This window comes from Lactobacillus apis, from assembly GCF_003150935.1.
In the GTDB taxonomy this organism is placed as follows: Bacteria; Bacillota; Bacilli; order Lactobacillales; family Lactobacillaceae; genus Lactobacillus; species Lactobacillus apis.
This window is the reverse complement of the sequence record NZ_CP029476.1, coordinates 1,432,220-1,450,820: the sequence shown is the minus strand read 5'-3', so window position 1 is coordinate 1,450,820 and position 18,601 is coordinate 1,432,220. Positions and strand designations below refer to the sequence as shown.

17 protein-coding genes are annotated in these 18,601 nt (G+C 36.6%); 11 read left to right on the top strand and 6 right to left on the bottom strand.

The window, feature by feature from the left end:
* Positions 1 to 8 precede the first annotated feature (8 nt).
* Positions 9 to 1,151 carry an ArgE/DapE family deacylase gene (locus DKL56_RS06910; RefSeq protein ID WP_074425875.1) on the top strand — a complete coding sequence of 381 codons (1,143 nt, stop codon included), beginning with the start codon at positions 9 to 11 and terminating at the stop codon, positions 1,149 to 1,151.
* A gap of 41 nt (positions 1,152 to 1,192) precedes the next feature.
* On the opposite strand, the gene pepF is transcribed toward DKL56_RS06910, so the two are convergent.
* On the bottom strand, positions 1,193 to 2,998 hold the full coding sequence (gene pepF, locus DKL56_RS06905; protein ID WP_109715871.1) for an oligoendopeptidase F: 1,806 nt from the start codon (positions 2,996 to 2,998) through the stop codon (positions 1,193 to 1,195).
* Positions 2,999 to 3,142: 144 nt separating this feature from the next.
* Here pepF and DKL56_RS06900 point away from each other — a divergent pair, with 144 nt between their 5' ends.
* From DKL56_RS06900 to DKL56_RS06880, 5 genes are all read left to right on the top strand, one after another.
* Positions 3,143 to 4,351, top strand: coding sequence for an LCP family glycopolymer transferase (locus tag DKL56_RS06900; protein ID WP_109715870.1), 1,209 nt, complete (start codon positions 3,143 to 3,145; stop codon positions 4,349 to 4,351).
* Between the two features lie 45 nt (positions 4,352 to 4,396).
* Positions 4,397 to 4,756: a hypothetical protein gene (locus tag DKL56_RS06895; protein ID WP_109715869.1), complete on the top strand. Its 360-nt coding sequence runs from the start codon at positions 4,397 to 4,399 to the stop codon at positions 4,754 to 4,756.
* 418 nt (positions 4,757 to 5,174) lie between these two features.
* A complete protein-coding gene (locus tag DKL56_RS06890; protein WP_046307793.1) occupies positions 5,175 to 6,722 on the top strand; it encodes an ABC-F family ATP-binding cassette domain-containing protein in 1,548 nt (515 codons plus the stop codon).
* Positions 6,723 to 6,732: 10 nt separating this feature from the next.
* Complete coding sequence (locus DKL56_RS06885) at positions 6,733 to 7,509, top strand: threonine/serine exporter family protein (RefSeq protein WP_109715868.1); 777 nt, start codon at positions 6,733 to 6,735, stop codon at positions 7,507 to 7,509.
* 2 nt (positions 7,510 to 7,511) lie between these two features.
* Entirely contained in the window at positions 7,512 to 7,988 is a 477-nt protein-coding gene (locus tag DKL56_RS06880; RefSeq protein ID WP_046307789.1) for a threonine/serine exporter family protein, read from the top strand.
* A 212-nt stretch (positions 7,989 to 8,200) separates the two neighbouring features.
* On the opposite strand, the gene DKL56_RS06875 is transcribed toward DKL56_RS06880, so the two are convergent.
* Positions 8,201 to 8,911 (bottom strand): C39 family peptidase, encoded by a 711-nt coding sequence (locus DKL56_RS06875; protein WP_239440578.1) that lies wholly within the window; start codon positions 8,909 to 8,911, stop codon positions 8,201 to 8,203.
* A gap of 163 nt (positions 8,912 to 9,074) precedes the next feature.
* Positions 9,075 to 10,736, bottom strand: a complete 1,662-nt coding sequence (locus DKL56_RS06870; protein WP_109715866.1) for a multicopper oxidase family protein — start codon at positions 10,734 to 10,736, stop codon at positions 9,075 to 9,077.
* Between the two features lie 362 nt (positions 10,737 to 11,098).
* Between DKL56_RS06870 and DKL56_RS06865 the strand changes: the two genes are divergently transcribed.
* Both DKL56_RS06865 and DKL56_RS06860 read left to right on the top strand, forming a co-directional pair.
* On the top strand, positions 11,099 to 11,641 hold the full coding sequence (locus DKL56_RS06865; protein WP_109715865.1) for a hypothetical protein: 543 nt from the start codon (positions 11,099 to 11,101) through the stop codon (positions 11,639 to 11,641).
* A gap of 94 nt (positions 11,642 to 11,735) precedes the next feature.
* Entirely contained in the window at positions 11,736 to 12,356 is a 621-nt protein-coding gene (locus DKL56_RS06860) for an LVIS_2131 family protein (protein WP_074425865.1), read from the top strand.
* Between the two features lie 202 nt (positions 12,357 to 12,558).
* Here DKL56_RS06860 and DKL56_RS06855 read toward each other — a convergent pair whose 3' ends face one another.
* From DKL56_RS06855 to DKL56_RS06845, 3 genes are all read right to left on the bottom strand, one after another.
* On the bottom strand, positions 12,559 to 13,173 hold the full coding sequence (locus tag DKL56_RS06855) for a Fic/DOC family protein (RefSeq protein ID WP_109715864.1): 615 nt from the start codon (positions 13,171 to 13,173) through the stop codon (positions 12,559 to 12,561).
* On the bottom strand, positions 13,170 to 13,589 hold the full coding sequence (locus DKL56_RS06850) for a helix-turn-helix domain-containing protein (RefSeq protein WP_109715863.1): 420 nt from the start codon (positions 13,587 to 13,589) through the stop codon (positions 13,170 to 13,172). The genes DKL56_RS06855 and DKL56_RS06850 overlap by 4 nt, the downstream gene beginning before the upstream one ends.
* Positions 13,590 to 13,741: 152 nt before the next feature.
* Complete coding sequence (locus tag DKL56_RS06845) at positions 13,742 to 15,277, bottom strand: O-antigen ligase family protein (RefSeq protein ID WP_109715862.1); 1,536 nt, start codon at positions 15,275 to 15,277, stop codon at positions 13,742 to 13,744.
* A gap of 284 nt (positions 15,278 to 15,561) precedes the next feature.
* On the opposite strand from DKL56_RS06845, the gene DKL56_RS07875 reads away from it, so the two are divergent.
* The 3 genes from DKL56_RS07875 (at position 15,562) to DKL56_RS06835 (ending at position 18,591) form a co-directional block, all read left to right on the top strand.
* Positions 15,562 to 15,738, top strand: coding sequence for a hypothetical protein (locus DKL56_RS07875; protein WP_162542516.1), 177 nt, complete (start codon positions 15,562 to 15,564; stop codon positions 15,736 to 15,738).
* A gap of 321 nt (positions 15,739 to 16,059) precedes the next feature.
* The gene (locus DKL56_RS06840; protein WP_109715861.1) at positions 16,060 to 16,374 is read left to right on the top strand and encodes a YxeA family protein; all 315 of its coding nucleotides are present in this window, start codon (positions 16,060 to 16,062) and stop codon (positions 16,372 to 16,374) included.
* A gap of 207 nt (positions 16,375 to 16,581) precedes the next feature.
* Complete coding sequence (locus DKL56_RS06835; RefSeq protein ID WP_109715860.1) at positions 16,582 to 18,591, top strand: hypothetical protein; 2,010 nt, start codon at positions 16,582 to 16,584, stop codon at positions 18,589 to 18,591.
* Positions 18,592 to 18,601 lie beyond the last annotated feature (10 nt).

The following is an 18,601-nucleotide window of genomic DNA, read 5'->3' as shown; positions in this document are numbered from 1 at the left end:
ATAAAGCTGTGGAAAAAGAACGAGCACTTAAAATTTTGACCGATTTAATTGCGATTGATTCGGCTAATGATCATGAAAGTTTAGTTGCAGATTACCTAACAGATCTTTTTAAAGGATATGACGTAGAAATAGAACGTGTGTCTTATGCTCCAGGACGTGATAACCTGGTTATTACAATGGGAAGCCACGGCCCCTTGCTTGGCTTTTCAGGACACGAAGATGTTGTTTCCGCAGGAGAATTAGAGAACTGGCAGTATCCGCCTTTTGAAGCGACTGTTCAAGATGGCAAAATTTATGGCCGTGGAACTAGCGACATGAAATCAGGCCTATCTGCCATGGTTGTAGCCATGCTCGATTTATTAGATAGTGGAAAAGAACTACCAGGTCGAATTAGGTTGTTAGCTTCCGTTGGCGAAGAGACCGGTGAATATGGTGCAGCCCAGCTAGCAAAAGAAGGCTATGCAAACGACTTAGATGGATTAATAGTCGGTGAGCCATCCAATTTTGACGTCCGCGTCACGCACAAAGGTGTGATTGACTATTATGTTACTTCTAAAGGTCTTTGTGTTCATTCTTCTACACCTGAAAAGGGCCGCAATGCAATTATGCCATTGGTCACTTTTGCCCAGCGTGTACAGGAACTAATGGATTGTCATGACCAAAAAGATCCAGTCTTAGGTTCGCTTACCCATGTCATTAGTCAGATCCAAGGTGGTAGTCAAATTAACTCGGTCCCTGATAGTGCATGGCTTTCAGGAAATATTCGGACAACGCCACTTTATTCTAATGATCAAATTTATCAGGAATTAGAAGATTTAATTGCTGAACTCAATAAACAGGGTGCGGAATTAACAATTCGCTATAGTTTCCCTGAAGTTCCACTCCCAAGTCAGGCAGGGACAAAGCTTGCTAAATTGGCTCAGGAAGTTGTTCAAAATGATTTTAATCGCTCCTGTGATTTCACTGCAGGAACTGGCGCAACAGATTCATCAGAATATATTCAGGCTGGCGCTTTTCCAATCATTATTCTGGGACCATCTGATGGTCTAACAGCACATCAGCCGAATGAATTTGTTAAAGTTGATGACTATCTCGTGGGATGTCAGCTTTACCAAGCAATTGCACGGAAATTTTGGCAAGAATATGCTTAGGCATGCAAAAACCACTTCAAAATATGAAGTGGTTTTTATTTTTATTTAAAATCATTTTTGATGATGTCTTTAAATTCGGCTAGGCGCTTTTTAAAGGTTTCAAAGGCTTCTTCCAGATAATCTGGTTTAGTCATATCAACTCCGGCTTTCTTCATGATTTCGACTGGGTAATCACTTGAACCTGATTTTAAGAAGTTAATATAAGCTTCTCTTTGTTCTAATGTGCCGTGCACAACATTATTGGCTAGTGCAGTTGCTGCTGCAAAGCCAGTTGCATATTGGTAAACGTAGAAATTGTAATAGAAGTGTGGAATTCTTGCCCACTCTTTAGCAATTTCACTTCCTGGTTCAACCGCATCGCCATAGTAACGCTGGTTTAAGTCACCGTAGAAGTCGTCAAGCATGTCTGCAGTTAATGGCTCACCTTTGGCGTCTAAATCATGAATGTACTGCTCAAATTCAGCGAATTGAGTTTGTCTAAATAGTGTTCCCTTAAACGAATCAAGGTAGTAGTTAAGCACAAAAGCACGTGTTTTTGAATCCGTAATATGATCTAAAAAGTACTCGGTTAAAATATTTTCGTTGGTAGTTGATGCAATTTCAGCCACAAAAATAGGATAATCGCCATAAACATAAGGTTGAGTTTGACGTGTGTACATACTGTGGACAGAGTGGCCAGTTTCATGAACAAGGGTGTAAAGTGAATCGATATTATTTTCCCAGTTCAAAAGCTCATAAGCATCTGTATCATAAGAGCCACCAGAATAAGCACCAGTAACTTTATTTTGTGATTCAACGACGTCAATTACACGGTTATTAAAAATATAATCAACTTGCTTTAAGTAATCTTCTCCTAATGGAGCTAGGGCTTTTTTAGCCTCTGCTTTTGCCTGCTCAAAAGTATATGACAATGACGGTGTTCCAGTTAGTGGAACATACAAGTCCCACATTTGCAGATCATCAAGTCCAAGAATTTGTTTGCGCAAAGCAACGTAGTCATGAAGTAAATCAAGGTGACTGTCAACTTCACTAATCAAAGTATCATAGACAACAGTAGGTACGTGATTTTCTGCTAAAGCTGAGCTGCGTGCAGAGTCATAATTATGAACTCGAGCCAAGTAATTATGCTGTTTAACAACTCCTGAAAGAGTTGAAGCAAGTGAATTTTCAAATTGGCCATAGGTAGCATACATTACATCAAAGGCATTTTTACGCACTTCACGGTTTTGCGATTGAATGAGGTTGGAATAAAGTCCGTCTGACAGCTGAACCATTTCGCCATCATCTGTTTCAACGTAACCATATTCCATATCTGAATTTGTCAAAACGTTGAAGGTGTTTTCTGAAGTGCCAAGGGCATCCCCAGCATCAGCAATTATTTTTTCTTCCTGTGCCGAAAGAGTATGCGGCTTTTGCTGCATAATTTGTTCAAGCATATGAGCGTAATTGTTTAGCTTGGGCTCATCTTCCATAAACTGTTTTAACTCTGCTTGCGAGAGCTCTAAAATTGAAGGGTTCATAAAGGAAGTTGCTGCTTCAAATTGGCTTACTAAGGTTTGGGCTTGTGCTACATAGCCAAGATAGTGTGAGTCGCTTGAGTCAACGTCACTGGACATTGTTGCATAAACATAGACTTTTTCTAAACGGCGACCAACTTCTAAAATTTTGGTTAAGTCATCGTACAGATGATGACCATCCTTAGTAAAATCTTTCTTAAGTTTGCTTAAGTCTTGCACTTCTTTTTTGATAAGAGTATATTCTTGTTCCCAGTCATTATCTGAACTAAATACTCTTGTTAAGTCCCATTTAAGTTCTTCTGGGACTTCTGTTCTTTTAGGTATAGCCATAAAAATCTCCTTACATGTGTTAATAATAGTTATGCCAAATAATAAAAAATAAGATATTATTAATTATATTTGGTAATATTCTAATTCAACTTTGAAAGTGATACAAATAAACTTGGATAATTATGAAGGGAATTGAATAAAGGTATGGAACCAAGTTCAAAACGTAGAGAAGATTATCGTAAACATCAATCTTCTCTAAATCTTCACCGCAATCATGTTTTTGCTTCACCAGCACAAAAAATGACGGGTAGTGTAATTGCTCGAATTTGCGGTATTGTAGCTGTCTTATGCTTAAGTTGTGGACTCGCTTGGGCAGCTCATATGTACTTTGCTTTGCATAGTGCCATCGATGGGCAAGACGGTAACACCGCTACCTCTGCTCGAATCGCTAATCGGCAACCTATTTCAGTTCTAATTCTTGGCGTTGATCAAGGGCTTGAAGGACGTCATGATAAAGGTAATTCTGATACAATTATTTTAGCAACGGCTAATCCAGGAAAAAATAAGGCAACAATGACCTCGATTCCGCGAGATACGTTAGCCAACATTTTGGGCGATCCAGGGGACAAATATAATATGTTTAGGGTTAACTCAGCTTACGGTATCGGTGGCAGTAAAGCGTCAATGAGTACCGTATCTGCGTTGTTAAATGTACCGATTAACTATTATGTTGAAGTCAACATGAAGGCCTTAAAGAGTCTAGTTGATGCTGTTGGTGGTGTCGACGTTAATGTTCCATTTAAGTTCTCTTATGACTGGTGTGATTTCCATAAAGGAAAGCAGCATTTGAATGGTCGTCATGCTGTGGCTTATGTCCGTATGCGTCATGACGATCCTAGAGGAGACTACGGCCGCCAAATGAGGCAACGACAAGTAATTAATGCTGTCGTACACAAGGCTGTTTCTGTTGATTCAATTGCTAACTACCGCAAGTTAGTTAAGATTTTTAATAAATATGTCCGAACTAACTTAACCTTCAATGACATGCTGGCTTTGGCGTTAACTTACCGCGGCTGTTCGCAAAATATTAGTAGTGGGTACATTCAAGGTCACGATGCATGGATTAATGGTTCTTCAATCCAGGTTGCATCAACTGAAGAATTACAAAAAGCTTCAAACAAAATGCGTGCTAATTTAGGGTTAGAACAACAAGTTTTGGATAATGATGAAACTAAGCTCAATAAGTTGAATGAGCAAAACAATCACATTAATTGGAAGGATCCTAATCCGTTTACTAATTATCAAATTTATCATTCTGTTGTTACTAATGAAAGCACTGATAGTACCAATAATACTAATGGCTCTTCTGATACTGGGAATGGCACAGGCAGTGATAATTCTACTGGGCAGTAAGTCTTTTGAAGTAAGTTATTTAAGTGGAACTAAGAGGAGAACGAAATGCAAAAGAAGGCACTTTTCCCCATTATTTATGGTGTATTGTCTGCACTAATTGGCTTTATTGCAGCATTCTTTATTTGTCTGCGATCATTCCATTTGACGCTCCCTGTCTCTGTCATGGTTGCTGGGATTTTCGCATTATTCTTCTTTGCTCTTTCATGGTTTCGTGGGCATGCTTCCTATGAAATTAAGCGGATTGCACGTGAATTTCATTTGTCAGATGAAGATTTGGCGAAAATAACAGGGATGAAAGCAAGTGATTTTCCTATCTATAATGATAAATTGCAGTTAATCTTGCCTAAACGCTACTGGCCTAAAGTTCTAGATGCTCTGCAAAAGTATGAGCAGGAACGAAAATAAAAAGATGTCTGACGAAAAGTCAGACATCTTTTATTTATGACCACCTTTAAGACACAAAATTTTACCAATCAAATGTATTCTTTCTTTGTGCCAACTGCAACGGTGCTTTGGATAGTCTTGACTTGATTTAAGCAATAATAGATAATTATGAAACAGTACGCAGACTATTAATAAGACAAAAAATTTTGACTTAAGACTAATTTTGGCTTATATGCAGCTAATAGTCTAAAACAGACAGCTGTTATTAGGGATGATTAAAAATCCTAGCAATTACAACTAAAGAAAAGCACTTGGAATAAGATGAAAATAAAAGGGTGGGCAAGACGTCCACCTTTTTATTTCGGATGTAATTAATTAAAACTGCAAGCAAAAAAGATTACTTTACTATATAATTTGATTAACCCAAAGGAGATGCACAATGAGCTTACTAACAGTTAAAGATTTAGGTCAGGGCTTTGAAGATAAGACTTTGTATCAGGATGGCAATTTTGTGCTCAATAAAGAAGACCACATGGGAGTCACCGGCCAAAACGGAGTTGGCAAATCAACTTTAATTAAAATTTTGACTGGTGAAATTCTTCCTGATGAGGGCCAGATTAAATGGCAAAATCGTGTGACGGTTGGCTATTTAGACCAATATGCTAAATTAGCACCTGGTGTGACCATTCGACAGTTTTTACGTACAGCTTTTGAAAAGCTATACCAAAAAGAGGAAGAATTAAATAAATTGTATGAGGAATATGCGGAAGACGGCAACGATGAGTTACTGGAAAAAGCAGGAAAGATTCAAACATACTTAGAAGAAAATAACTTTTACGGAATTGATACTGAAATCGAACGTGTTGCTTCTGGCTTAGGGCTAGCAGAATTAGGCTATGAACATGATGTTAGTCAGCTTTCAGGTGGTCAGCGATCGAAAATTATTTTAGCCAAGTTGCTACTGCAAAATCCTGATGTTCTTCTTTTGGATGAGCCAACTAACTACCTTGACGTGTCACACATCGATTGGTTAGTCGATTACTTAAACGAATTTGCCGGAGCATTTATTGTTGTCAGTCACGATTATGATTTTCTTGGTCGAATTGCCAACTGCATTATTGATATTGACCTCGGCACAATTACTCGCTACACGGGTACATTGAAACAGGCAATGCGTCAAAAAGAGGCTAATCGTGAAACTTACCTAAAGGCCTATACTAACCAGCAACGAAAAATCGCTAAGACTGAAGCCTATATTCGAAAAAATAAAGCAGGTACCCGTTCAAAGAGTGCCAAATCACGTGAACGTCAACTGGCTAAAATGGACGTATTGAATCCGCCTAAGGGTAACCGCAAACCACATTTTGAATTTCCTTATGTAGCGACTGCTGCCAACTTGCTTTTACAAACCCAAGACTTAGTTATTGGTTATGATGAGGCAATCGTAAAGGAGCCATTTAATTTTTCAGTTGGTGGTAATGAAAAAATTGCAATTACTGGTTTTAATGGGATCGGTAAGTCGACTTTATTAAAAACGTTACTAAGTCAAATAGAGCCAATCTCTGGTTCATTTAAACTGTCAGAAACGGCAAAGGTTGCATATTTTAAGCAGGATTTAGCTTGGCCAAATAAGAATATGACACCGCTACAATACTTGCAGGAGATTTTTGAACGAATCAAGCCTAAAGAATTGCGTGGGGCCCTAGCTAGACTAGGTGTAACTGCGCAACAGGCAATGAGTCCACTGAAAAAGCTATCCGGTGGGGAACAGGAAAAGGTTAAGTTGGCTAAAATGCAGTTCGAACCGGCTAACCTGCTATTTTTGGATGAGCCGACCAACCACTTGGATCGTGATTCAAAAGATGCACTTAGGGATGCAATCGTGAAGTTCCCAGGTGCAGTAATTATCGTTAGTCATGAGCGTGATTTTTTCCAAGGTAATTGGATTGATAAGACGATTGACATTGAGACAATGAATAATAATTAGAGGAAAAATTATGTCTAGCAAGCAAGATAGCTCTTTTTACCATGATTTACTAGATACATGCTTAACAGTTGGCGAGCTAATGATTGAAGGCGGTAGTGAGATGTATCGTGTTGAGGACACAATGGTGCGAATCGCAAAAACCGCCGGTGAACCTGATCCACGTGTCTTTATCGTACCGACAGGGATTTTTATGAGCCTTGATCGAGGGAACTATTGCCAAAGCATTTTGGTTCATGAGCGGAATATCAACTTGGAACTAGTTGACCGCATTAATTCATTATCACGTGATTTTGCTGCACATAAAATCACTTTGCCACAAGTAAAAGAGCAGGTTTATAAAATTGCCAATGGTGATTTTCCAGTTTTTCCTTTATGGGTACAAGTAATTGGTGCTGCTGTTTTAAGTGCGACATTAATGGTAATGTTTATTGAAAACTACGATTGGCTTGATTTCCCCGCTGCTGCAGTTGTTGGTGCAATTGGTTTTGTCTCAGCATATTACTTTAAACGATTTACAAAGGTTAAATATTTAGCTGAATTAGTCGCGGCGATGATTATGACGACAGTCGCGGTTGGAATAGTTCACCTTTTTCCGGCAATGATTATCGACAATATTTTAACAGGAGCACTGATGCCACTAGTGCCAGGCTTGTCCTTAACAAACGCGCTACGTGATTTGTTTAAGGGTGATCTGTTATCCGGGATGGTTAAAATTTGTGAAGCCTTGCTTACCGCCTTTGCACTTGGTGGCGGAGTAGGTATTATATTGAAATTTTTGGGAGCTTAAAAATGCCATTTTGGTTAGAGTTAATTATTAATATCTTATTTGCCTACCTTGCTTCTGTTGGCTTTGCATTGACCATTAATGTTCCGCATCGGGTGCTGAACTTGGCGGGAGTGAGCGGAGTAGTTAGCTGGATTATTTATTGGTTAGCAATGAGAGCATCAATGGGAAGACTGATTTCAAACCTTTTAGGATCATTTGCAATTGGAATTTTGGCAATTGTTTTTGCTAGAAGAAAAAAGTGTCCTGCATCTGTATTTTATATTCCGGCAATTGTTCCATTAGTTCCAGGTGTTCCGGCTTACCAAGCGGTTAGGGAATTAACAGCTGGAAATATCAATGGTGCGAGTGATTCAGCACTAAGAGTGATTATTGTTACAGGCTCAATCGCGCTAGGGATGTTACTGTCTAATATGTTTGTCGAGATTTTTTTCAGAGCAAAAAAGTTTTACAAAGAGAAGAAAAATTCGTATAATAATTAATACGAGTCGACAAAACGCGAGATGCGTATTTGGATGAGGACACCAGCCTTAATTGGCAGACACGGGAAGTGTTGGTGCTTGACCAACCTGATGTGAACAGAAGTAGTCACCTATTTTTTAACGGGCCTCGATTTAAAAAGAGCAGATTCTTAATTGAATCTGCTCTTTTTGCTTATAAAAAACGCAATCCCATATAATCTGGGACTGCGTTTTTAGTTAATGTAGATAGCCTGTTTACCTTGCTGAATATAACTGCTTTCCAAGTTCTTCCATGAGACTACTTTGTTTTTATGTCCGAACGGGTCATTTACGAGTACTGTACCGTTTTTCTTATTAAAACCTGTAATTACACATGCGTGTGAAGAAGGGGTTACATGGACCTTTCCTTGAGCAGTGTCCCAAGTTTGCATGTCATTAACACGGTTAAACTTGATTGTGGTGATAATTAAAACAGGATGGCCCTCAGAAACACGCTTCAGGACCTGAATAAAGTCATGGCCGGTATAGTTTTGCACCCGATTAGTGTATTTACGTGCAACCTGTTCAAGAGGCTCATTATAAACGCACCAGCCAGCGTTAGCTTGGCTCATATATCCGACAAAGCCAACATGGGGATTACCACGATATTGACCATTATCTGTGTATGAAGCAACGTGTTTGATATTTTCTGATAAATCCAGCTTATTGACCTTGATGCCATAATATTGCAATAGCATGGATAGCGAAGTAACTTCACAGCCATTTGGCAGGTCAGGGTACTGATTCTCTAGCGGTACATCAAGTTTTTGTTCTGACTTCAAGGTTAACCAGTCGTAGCGATCTTGAAATGCTCTTGAGTTAAGAACTGCAAAAACCAGTCCTAAAAAAATTACACCCAAAAGTAGATACATAATTTTTCGGGTAAGTGTTCTTTTCTTTCTCATAGGGCTATTTAACCACATGATAAAGAAAAAAAGCAAAGGAATTTGCTAAATTTCATAACAAGTCCAAGCTATTTAGGGAAATTTTAACCATTATATTTTGGAGAAAAGAAAAACCACTCAATTGCTTGAGTGGTTTTAATTGATTTATGCAAAAATAAATTAATTAGTGATGACTTGCACCTGAAGTAGCGTCTTCGTGGCTAGGTTCTTCATGACTAACTGGAGCTTCTTCGTGATGTTCTTCATGGTGGCTGTGGCTAGCACCTGAAAGTGCGTCTAATGAGTGGTCAACACCCTTAACAGCCATACCTTCAGTATCCATACCTGGGCAGTAAACTTCATCCATAGGAATACCCTTTTCTTCTGAGAAGGCCTTAGTTAAAGTTTCCATGTCCATCAATTCATATGTCTTATCTGGATCTTTTGGATCAACGATTTGAATTTGAGCCATCATACCTGCATCTTCGTGTTCGATGATGTGGCAGTGGTACATGAAGACACCAGTGTTTTGGAAGTAAACCTTCAAACGAACAGTTTCTTGTGGGGCAACTTCAACAGTGTCCTTGTAAACGCCCTTTTCGTTTGGATATGGTTCTTCACCATTACGTGAAACGACTAAGAAGTGAGCACCGTGAATATGGAATGGGTGTAACATACCGTTAACCTTGTCGTTAGTGTTAGTGACGTCCCAGTATTCTGCGTTCATTAAGTCTTGCTTCAAGTCGATACGTTGCATAGCAAACTTCTTACCGTTGATCATGTTGTGGTTGTCCATAGTAACATGAGGAACTGGTGAGTTAGGGTTAACAACTGGATCATATGGCTTGAATAAGGTGTCAGGAATTACGCTGTCATCTTTTTCGTAGTTATGAATTCTAAATTCAACTAACTTGAAGTCATCAGTGTAAAGGTTAACAACGTCACCTTCTTTGTAGTTGCTGAAGTCAACAACTACTTGTTGACGTTCACCAGGTCCGATTAATACTTTAGTCATCTTAACTGGATGCTCCAAGAATGAATCGTCACCACCGATTTGAGTCATTACCAAATCGTCACTAAAGTGTAAACGCCATTCACGACGGTTAGAACCACCTAAGAAGATTAAACGAACTTTTTGAGTTGTAACATCAACGTAAGGACGAACAACACCGTTGATAATTGGAGTATCACCAAAGATACCCATTGCGTTGTAGTCTGCCTTGTAGTCAAATTGGTTATCTTCATGGAAGATTCTATCTTGCAAGATAATTGGGAATTCGTCTTTACCATAAGTCTTAGGAATTGGTAATTGTGCTTCATTAGCATCAGTAACAACAACACCCATTGCAAGTCCCATCCAAACTTGTGAAGCAGTTGATGGACATGGGTGAGCGTGAAGCCAAGTAAGTGCGGCTGGTTGGTTAACAACGAAGTCGATTTGCTTTTCTTCGCCTGGGTATACAGGTGAGTGACATGCACCATCGTTACCAGGACCGGAAACTTCCATACCGTGCCAATGGTAAGTAGTTAATTCTGGCAAGCTGTTTTTCAAGGTTACATGTACATGTTGACCCTTAGTTAAAACCATTGTCTTACCAAGAACTGGGAAATTATAGCCCCAAGTATGAGTCTTCTTACCTGGCAAAAATTGGAATTCACCTTCTTGAGATTCAATGGTGTACCAAACATCATTGTTTTCTTGCTTATCAGGCTCTAATACTGGAGGAACGATTAAAGGCTGAGCCTCTACTCCTTCTGGAATATGAAGTTCTTTGTAGCCCATACCATGATTTTTGTCAAAATCATCTGAGTTATAGAAATAATCTGTGTAAACTTTTTCTGACATATTTGTCTACCTTTCAATTTAAAACTTTAGCTAAAAATTTTATATTCAAGTTAAATTTTATTCTTTGTGAAAACGCTTGTAAAGTGCGGGAAGTAATGTTTTTTAAGCTTGAAAAATATAAAAACGCTTTTTTGATTTTTAGACTGGCAGAGTGTTATTTTATCTTATTCACAAATAGCTTGAGCGCAAGTGATTGTAAAGAAAATTGGATAAAAAGAGGAACAAAAGTTCACTTTCTTCAAACAATTGTTCTTTAAAAAAAAATTTTAAAGAAAGAAAAATAAATTGTTTTTAATGATGAATTTGAGTATCGTAATAGAAGACTGATAACAAATTGATTAACTTAAAAGGGAATTTTTATTTTGAAGATTAACTTAACAGACTTAGCAGAGAGAATTGAAGAACAAAACTACCTGCAAGATTTAGAAACCGTTAAATACGCTGACATTAGTAAGTCCAAAGCCAAGCTTAAGGAACTAGCGACGAAAATGGTTAAGGAAACAGTTGCCGCAATCAAGCATGATTCTTTAAGCCATGTTGCCCTTGAAGTAACAGGACAAAGACCAGTCACTTTCATTTTAGAAAATAATATTATCAACTTGCCATATAGCAATTACAAAAAGGTCAGTAACTTTTTTGAAGAAGGCAAAGACTACCCAATCTATGTTTACTTTGAAACACAGTCAGAATTTTTGAATGCATCGAATTTTCGGATTGATCAATTAGCTACTGAAGATGAAATTATGCAATCCGAAGATGAAGTCACCGCAAAGCTAGTGGAAGCAATCGAAGAAAAAATCACGCAAGTAAGAGAATATGCTAAGCCTGAGCCAGCACCTGCTAAAAAGCCTGCCGCTAAGAAAGCTGCTACGAAAAAGAAAACTACAAAAACCAAGAAAAAATAGCCCGATTATTTATGAACAGGAGATAGTTTAGGCTTTTTTTACTATTCAAAATCAAGTTTTTACAATATAATGAAAGCAATTACAGGAGGGTGTTATGTTTAGTTGGAATTTGCTCGGCGTCTTATTGTGGGTCTTTGTCATTTTATATTTTATCTTTGTCATTCAGAACATTCGCAGACGGCGAATTACAATGATTATCAAGGAGCACCGCAAATTTAGCTGGACTAATTTTTTAATTGATCTAGTTGAAGTGGTGATTTTTTTAGTGGCACTTATTTGGTTATTTGATCGCACAATGCTTGATAATCCAGACCTTGAGGATACGAGCAAAATCACGTCAACAGTAACCTATGAACCACTGGTAATGAACACAGGTGAGGGTAATTCTTCCTATGTAACGATTAATTCAAAGAAGAAAAAGATTGGCACCCAAACATATACTTATTTCCGTAATGGTAGAAAAGCGCAAGTTTCAAGCGACTTTGCAACGGTAGCATATGGTAAAAATCCAATCGATCTTAATGCTACTAGGATTCCTTATGACAAAAAGCAACTAGAAAAAATGGATCGAAAATATCAGCGTGCGTATGTGGCTGTTTACTCTGCCAATTATAAAAAAGTTTGGCAAAATGGCATTGGCATGCACGCTGGACATAATGCTATTAGATATTATCTAATCAGGATTCCAGACGCGTCATTTATCAAAGAAAAGTAAAATTAATTTTAATAATAAAAAGGGTTCTGAAAGTTGTTTAGCTTTCAGGACCCTTTTCGTTATGCGGTAGCTTTAAGGATATTATTAAGTTATAAAAAGCCTTACCAAGAATTAGGGCATATAATAAATTTCCAACCTCACTAAAGGTAAGGATTATCATCGCAATCAATTTCTTGCTGTCCAGAGTTTTTGGGAGTCTAGATTAGTTAATTTGCTTCTGCGCATTCTTTTGCTGTGAGGCCAATAATTGAAGTGTTCTATTACGGCTTGGAGTATTTTCAACTTTAATTAATTTCGCAATCTTGTCAATATTGGCCTCACTTTGCGCTTGAATCATTTCTTCGTTTTTTCTTGGATAATCAATAATTTGACCATGATTAGCTGCGTATGCAGAAAGGAAAACTTTGCAGCTACGACCATTGCCTTCTCTAAAGGGATGCATAAAGTTAATTGCGTCTAATAGTTCAGCATAGTCTTTAGCAGATAAGAGCGTTGTTTTGGGATGCTTATGTAGCATACTATTGATGTCTTTTTCAGCGAAATCAAATCTGGTGAAGTCAAAAAACTGATAGCCATTTTTACTAAAATTACCTGGGCGATATTTACCAGCCCAATCGTATAGTTCGCCAAATAAGAATTGGTGAATTTTTTTAAGGTCATTGATATCTTTTATCTGCGGCTTTTTTTGTAATAGGAATAAAGCATTTCGAGCAGATAATTCATTCTCTTTTTTCTCTAATTCTGCTGCATCATGAACATGGAGCTTGTTTTTTAATACACCATTTGAATACAGAGTTTTACTAATCCAATCATTCACTGTTCTTGCTCCCAAACTTCTTCAAAACGTTTAGCTACTTGAGGATCGGGATTGATTGCTTCATCTAGCAGTTCCTGAATATCTGATTTTGTTGGATTCCATCCTTCTAGGTGGTTAACTTCGACAACAGTTCTAATTTGCTGATAAGTCTCTTTATCAGCAATAAAAACTCCTTGGATAGTTTGCGTCTCATCATTTATATCTAAAATATATGGTTGCGCTTCTAATACGTTTAACAAATCTCCTGGTCTTTCTCCTAAGCCAATTGCAAACGCATTAAGCACACGGATTGACCAGGTTTCAATCGGTTTAACGATTGCATTTCTTAAGGTACTAAGTGGAACATTACTAATTTCAGAAACTTTTGTAACACTCATATTTTTGCTTTCAAGCAGTTTAACAATTGTTGCACTCATTTTAGAACCCCCAGTGTTTTGTCTCGATTTTACCATATTTAGACACTTTTTTGATGATATATGGGATAGAGAGCATGACACAGTATATTTTTAATTAACTAAAAAAACCTAACAAAAGTTAGGTTTAGTTATTATATCTATCACGAGTCTTTTCAATTCTGATTTAAATTGATAGTCGTATTAGTTTTCGTTTTTCGCACCTGTAGTAATAAGTTTCCTTCAATGAATGCGAAGATAAAGCTGGCTGTTAGGAAGTCCATTACGTTGCCTGAATAAAAAGCTGCAAGCAAGATAAAAGCGCTTGAGACAATTAATGAACTAACCAGATAGGTTCGAGCTGATTGATACCTGAGCCAGCGATAAGCAGCATAAAGTAGTATTGCCAAGTAAGGTCCGACAAAGATTAACATGCCAATCCAGCCTAAAGAATAAATCTGAGCCGCGAAGTCACGCTCTAAGTTGAAAATGTTGTTTTCACGAACATAGGAAATACCTAGGAATTTGTCTAGCTTATTGTCATTAGTCTTAACAACTTGATTCAGCATAGCCTTTTCAAGATGGCGATTTTCCATACGCGTTTGACCGGGCTCGTTAATAATTTTTAACCAAAACTCAGGATCATACTGGTAAGGATAGCTCTTGAAGACGAATTTTGGATTGAGTGCATAGGCTTGGTAGTTTTCCTTAATAAAACTTCGTAAAAAGTCTTCTCGCTTTTGACCAGTAGGATATTTTTTAAGGCCAGCATTCAATTCACGTGTTTCGTCGGATAAATCATGGTCAGATTGCTTTGCCAAATATATTTCGTAATTATAGCGATGAATTGCTGGACCAAAAGGTAAGATTGCAATCGAGCCTGCTCCAATTAGCAAACTAACTAAAACGGCAAGCATATTTTTTTTCGCATTCTTAAGGATATAGCGGTGGAATAGGTAGAGCAGAAGCCCAACTAGAATTCCGCCAATTAAGCCGATTGCGGCAACCTTAGTTCCGATTTCAATCATTGCTAAAGCCTGAACAACGTTCAATGTGATTGTGCTCCAGTTGAAATCAGTAAATAGATAATAAATAAGTAACGGTAACAGCATAAACAAAACAGCTGAAATCATGTTGGTGAAATTAAAGAAACCTTTCGAAGCCATATGCGAATAGCCGATATTTGGATTGAAAAACCACTCGAAAATATTAGCGCTGATTACGCCTGTTTCATAAGATTTCAGTGAAATTACGAACAAGTTTGATAGGACAATTGTGCCTGAAAAAAGTCCAGAAACGCCCTCGATTACTTGCTGTAACTGTTTTGTGCCAAAATTAAGTTCTTTGGTTAAATAAATAATGACGAGTGGCAGACACATGCGAATCAAATAGAATAGCTCACCACTAGTGGAGTAACCGTAGTTAGTGGGATTAACACTGGTAAATGTCCGTACGTGCACTAAATGCAGAAAGCTATAAATAATTAATAAAATTAGATAGGCGATTAACCATTTTTGTGTACTCAACTTCTGCCACGACTCTTTTTGGCTAAAAAATAGACAAAATAAAACAGCTACGGCAATGAGTCGAATAATGGTCGGCAATGTAAAAGGTAAAATAGTAGCAAGGCTGCCATGGTAAAACCAGTACAAGTCAAGAAACGGTTGAACAAGGATAAACCAGAATAAAATTTTTTTTGCTTTTTCTTTCACTGTTTTTCTCCCAAAATGCTAAGTAATATGTAAGCCTAATTTTAGGCAAAAATGAACGAAAAAAAAAGAGTTTAAAAGTTTAGCTGAGCTAAAATTAAGCGGATTTTTATATCTTATCCACTAGATTAGCTATATACTCAGAAAAGTATCATATATTACGAGAATTGACTTGTAACTTATTTGATGTGATAATTGTATTGAATTTATTAAAATTAAATTAAGTGATTCAAGCTGAAGACGTGTTTTAACAGTTACGACTACTTGTTAATTGAAGAGGATTTATTATGAAAAAAGGCACTTTAAGTGATAAACAAATTCTAGAAAGTTTACTTGTATTCTTTTTCTTATTAATTGCTATGCCTAAGCCATATAATATACTATTGAAGGTAGCTATTATTGTTACTTTGATTCTTTTGTCTTTCATGCTTATTAAAATATATAAGAATGAAAAGGGCGCTTAAATCAAGCAGCTGGCCATTTATAGTAATTTAAAGGGTGTAGAAGCATTTTGGCTTGTACATCTTTTTAATTATTTGCGAGTGCAATAACAAATTACTTTCAATGAATGAGAAGATTAACATATAAATATGGTTAAACTTTTCTAAATTTAAACTAAACTAATAATGAAGTAAGTACAATTGTTTATAATTATCATTATAAGTCAGAAAAAGTCATACTATGTCAGAATTCGGGGAGTGCTTTGAGCAAATGCTGCATCAGTCATAATGGAAGCTGATAATTGCAGTAGTAATTCAAAATAAGTACATTAAAAGGAAGAATATATGAAAAAACTATTTTATTCTATTATTGGTATTATCGCACTCGCAATTGCAGCCTTGGTAGTTATACCTAATCAGTATACGGATTACTTTAATCCTCACATTAAGATGGAAACCGATTATGCAAAGGTACCGAAGAGCACACAAAAATATTACAATGTTCAGGCAGTTGACCGTAATGGCAAAAAACTCCCTTATAAGATAATGTATGTTGGCGGTTATGATCCGTCACAGGAGTATATTGCAATTCATCATAAGAGACAGTATGTAAAACTAATTGAATATATCTCTAAAAACAAAATGCCAAAAAATGACTAACTGGAAAAATGTCCAAACCAAAAGGTTTCATTACGATATGAGACCTTTTTAATAGCAATTATACACATAGTATTTAAACTCTCCTAAATTTAAATTAAGTTAATGCTGATGTTTCTATAACTATAGTACAATTAACTAAATTGTGATTTTAAGCAAAAAGTACGGGTATTAATAGACTGTGTTTTTTGTATATTAGAAAGATAAAACATGTTACGGAAATTAAAAATTATACTTTTTTCACTAACCACAGTTATTGCAATTGGCTTATTTGCTGAGAGTATTCACACTTATGATGATGAAACACTGCCAAACAATCAAACTTGTATAAATGTTTATGCCGCCAAGCCTGTAAAAAATAGTGCCCCTATAAATCAAAAAGTTACTAAGAAGGCATTTTTTGATAAGCTTCGGGGAATAGCTGACGATAAAAATGTTTCTTTGATTAAATTACGGATTAATAAGACTAACGGACGTACAAGCAAACTAGTATATAATCTTGGCTCCAAAAATGAAACTTATGCAATTTATAAAAATGCAGCAATAAAAAAGCTGACAAATAATGAATTTCAATTAGAAGATATATACGGCTTATATTTTACCAATGCTAAAGGTGAGGCTTTAAATCGAATAGTTTCATTCCTACGTAAAGAAGACCTGAAAGTAGAAGTCAGAAGCACTGCCCCAACTCCCAGTATTTTATTAAGCTCAACTCTTAGTGGCTTTCCGCAAGGTACAGCAACTATTTTTATTAGTGTTATTAGTATCATATTTATTATTATGATACTGGAAAAAGTATACCGCTTTAAAGCTTATGCCATAATGAAGATCCATGGCTTGAGTAATTGGCAAATAATCAAGTCTGATTTCAAAGATGAAATGCTATGGTTTTTGTTGACACTGGGTGCTATTGCTATGATAGTGATTGCAAGGAGTTTATATGTGTTTACATTTGCAGGCTTGCGAATGTTCTTACCGTATTTACTTATATTTTTGACGATTTTCTTACTAGTTTTTTTATGTTTAGACACTCTATCATATTCAGTTTTAGTATTAATAAAACCATATCAAGTGATTAAAGGAATAGGAAATTCACGCCCATTTTTATTAATTGGTTATGCGTTAAAGATATTATTGCTTGGGATAGTAGCACTTAATGCTATATCTCTACACAATAGTCATCAGGCTTATGTAAGAGACACAAAAATAATTCAAGAAATCCATTCCAAGAATAATCGTTATTCACTTGGGCTTGTGTGGCAACTGTCAGACAAACAAGTAGATAGACGAGTAGCAAGACTGGTACATAAACTGGTCGTGCAAACACCGAACGTAATAGTTGCGCAAAATTCACAGGAATATCTTCCACCTAGGCGCTCTACTCATCCTGACAATGGCAATGTAATTATTGCAAACGATAATTTCATTAAGAACAGTGAACTTAAGTCTCAACGACTCAAACTTGACAGTAAGAAAGTTCTTTTACTAGTACCGAGCAATCGCTTAGATCAGACCAAACGCGCTAAAAAGCAGTTGATAAGCTATCTTAAATTCAGGAACTCTCTCCCTAATTATTATCAAAAAAAATCAAATCATTTACCGTCCATTCAAGTTGTACCCATTGACAGCGGACAAAAAATATTTAATTACACAGTTGGATATGATGATATTACGACGGCAATCTCGATAGACCCAATAATCGTAGTTGCAAACAATAAGCTACTATCAGATGATTTTTATTTGGCTTCCGTTAGTCAATCAAAAACGGTATTTTCTGATCTCAAGTTACTTAAAAAAATGATCAAGAAGTTGGGATTAAGGCCGTATTTTTGGGGCATTACCAGTCAAAGGGCATTAACAGATAATTATCAGCGAAATGCTAATCGCCATTTACTGATGCTAACAATTACAATGATTTTATCTATTCTCCAGCTTAGCTTTGTTATTATGTTTGTTAGCTCAACTTTTCTACAAAGCCAGAGGCATAAGATGGCAATTTATCGAGCATTTGGTAAATCAAATGCTAAATTATTGGTAGAATTTTTGGTTTTCAATCTGGGCTTCGACTTATTGACAATTAGCTTTATTTTAATAAAGCATAGTTACTTGAGCTTGATTCCATTTGGTTTCGGCTACATTTTACTGGAAGCAGTTATTATTTTATTAACATACTATAGAGCCCAGCAAAATATATTAATCACACTTAATCATGGAAATTAGGAGCTGTAAT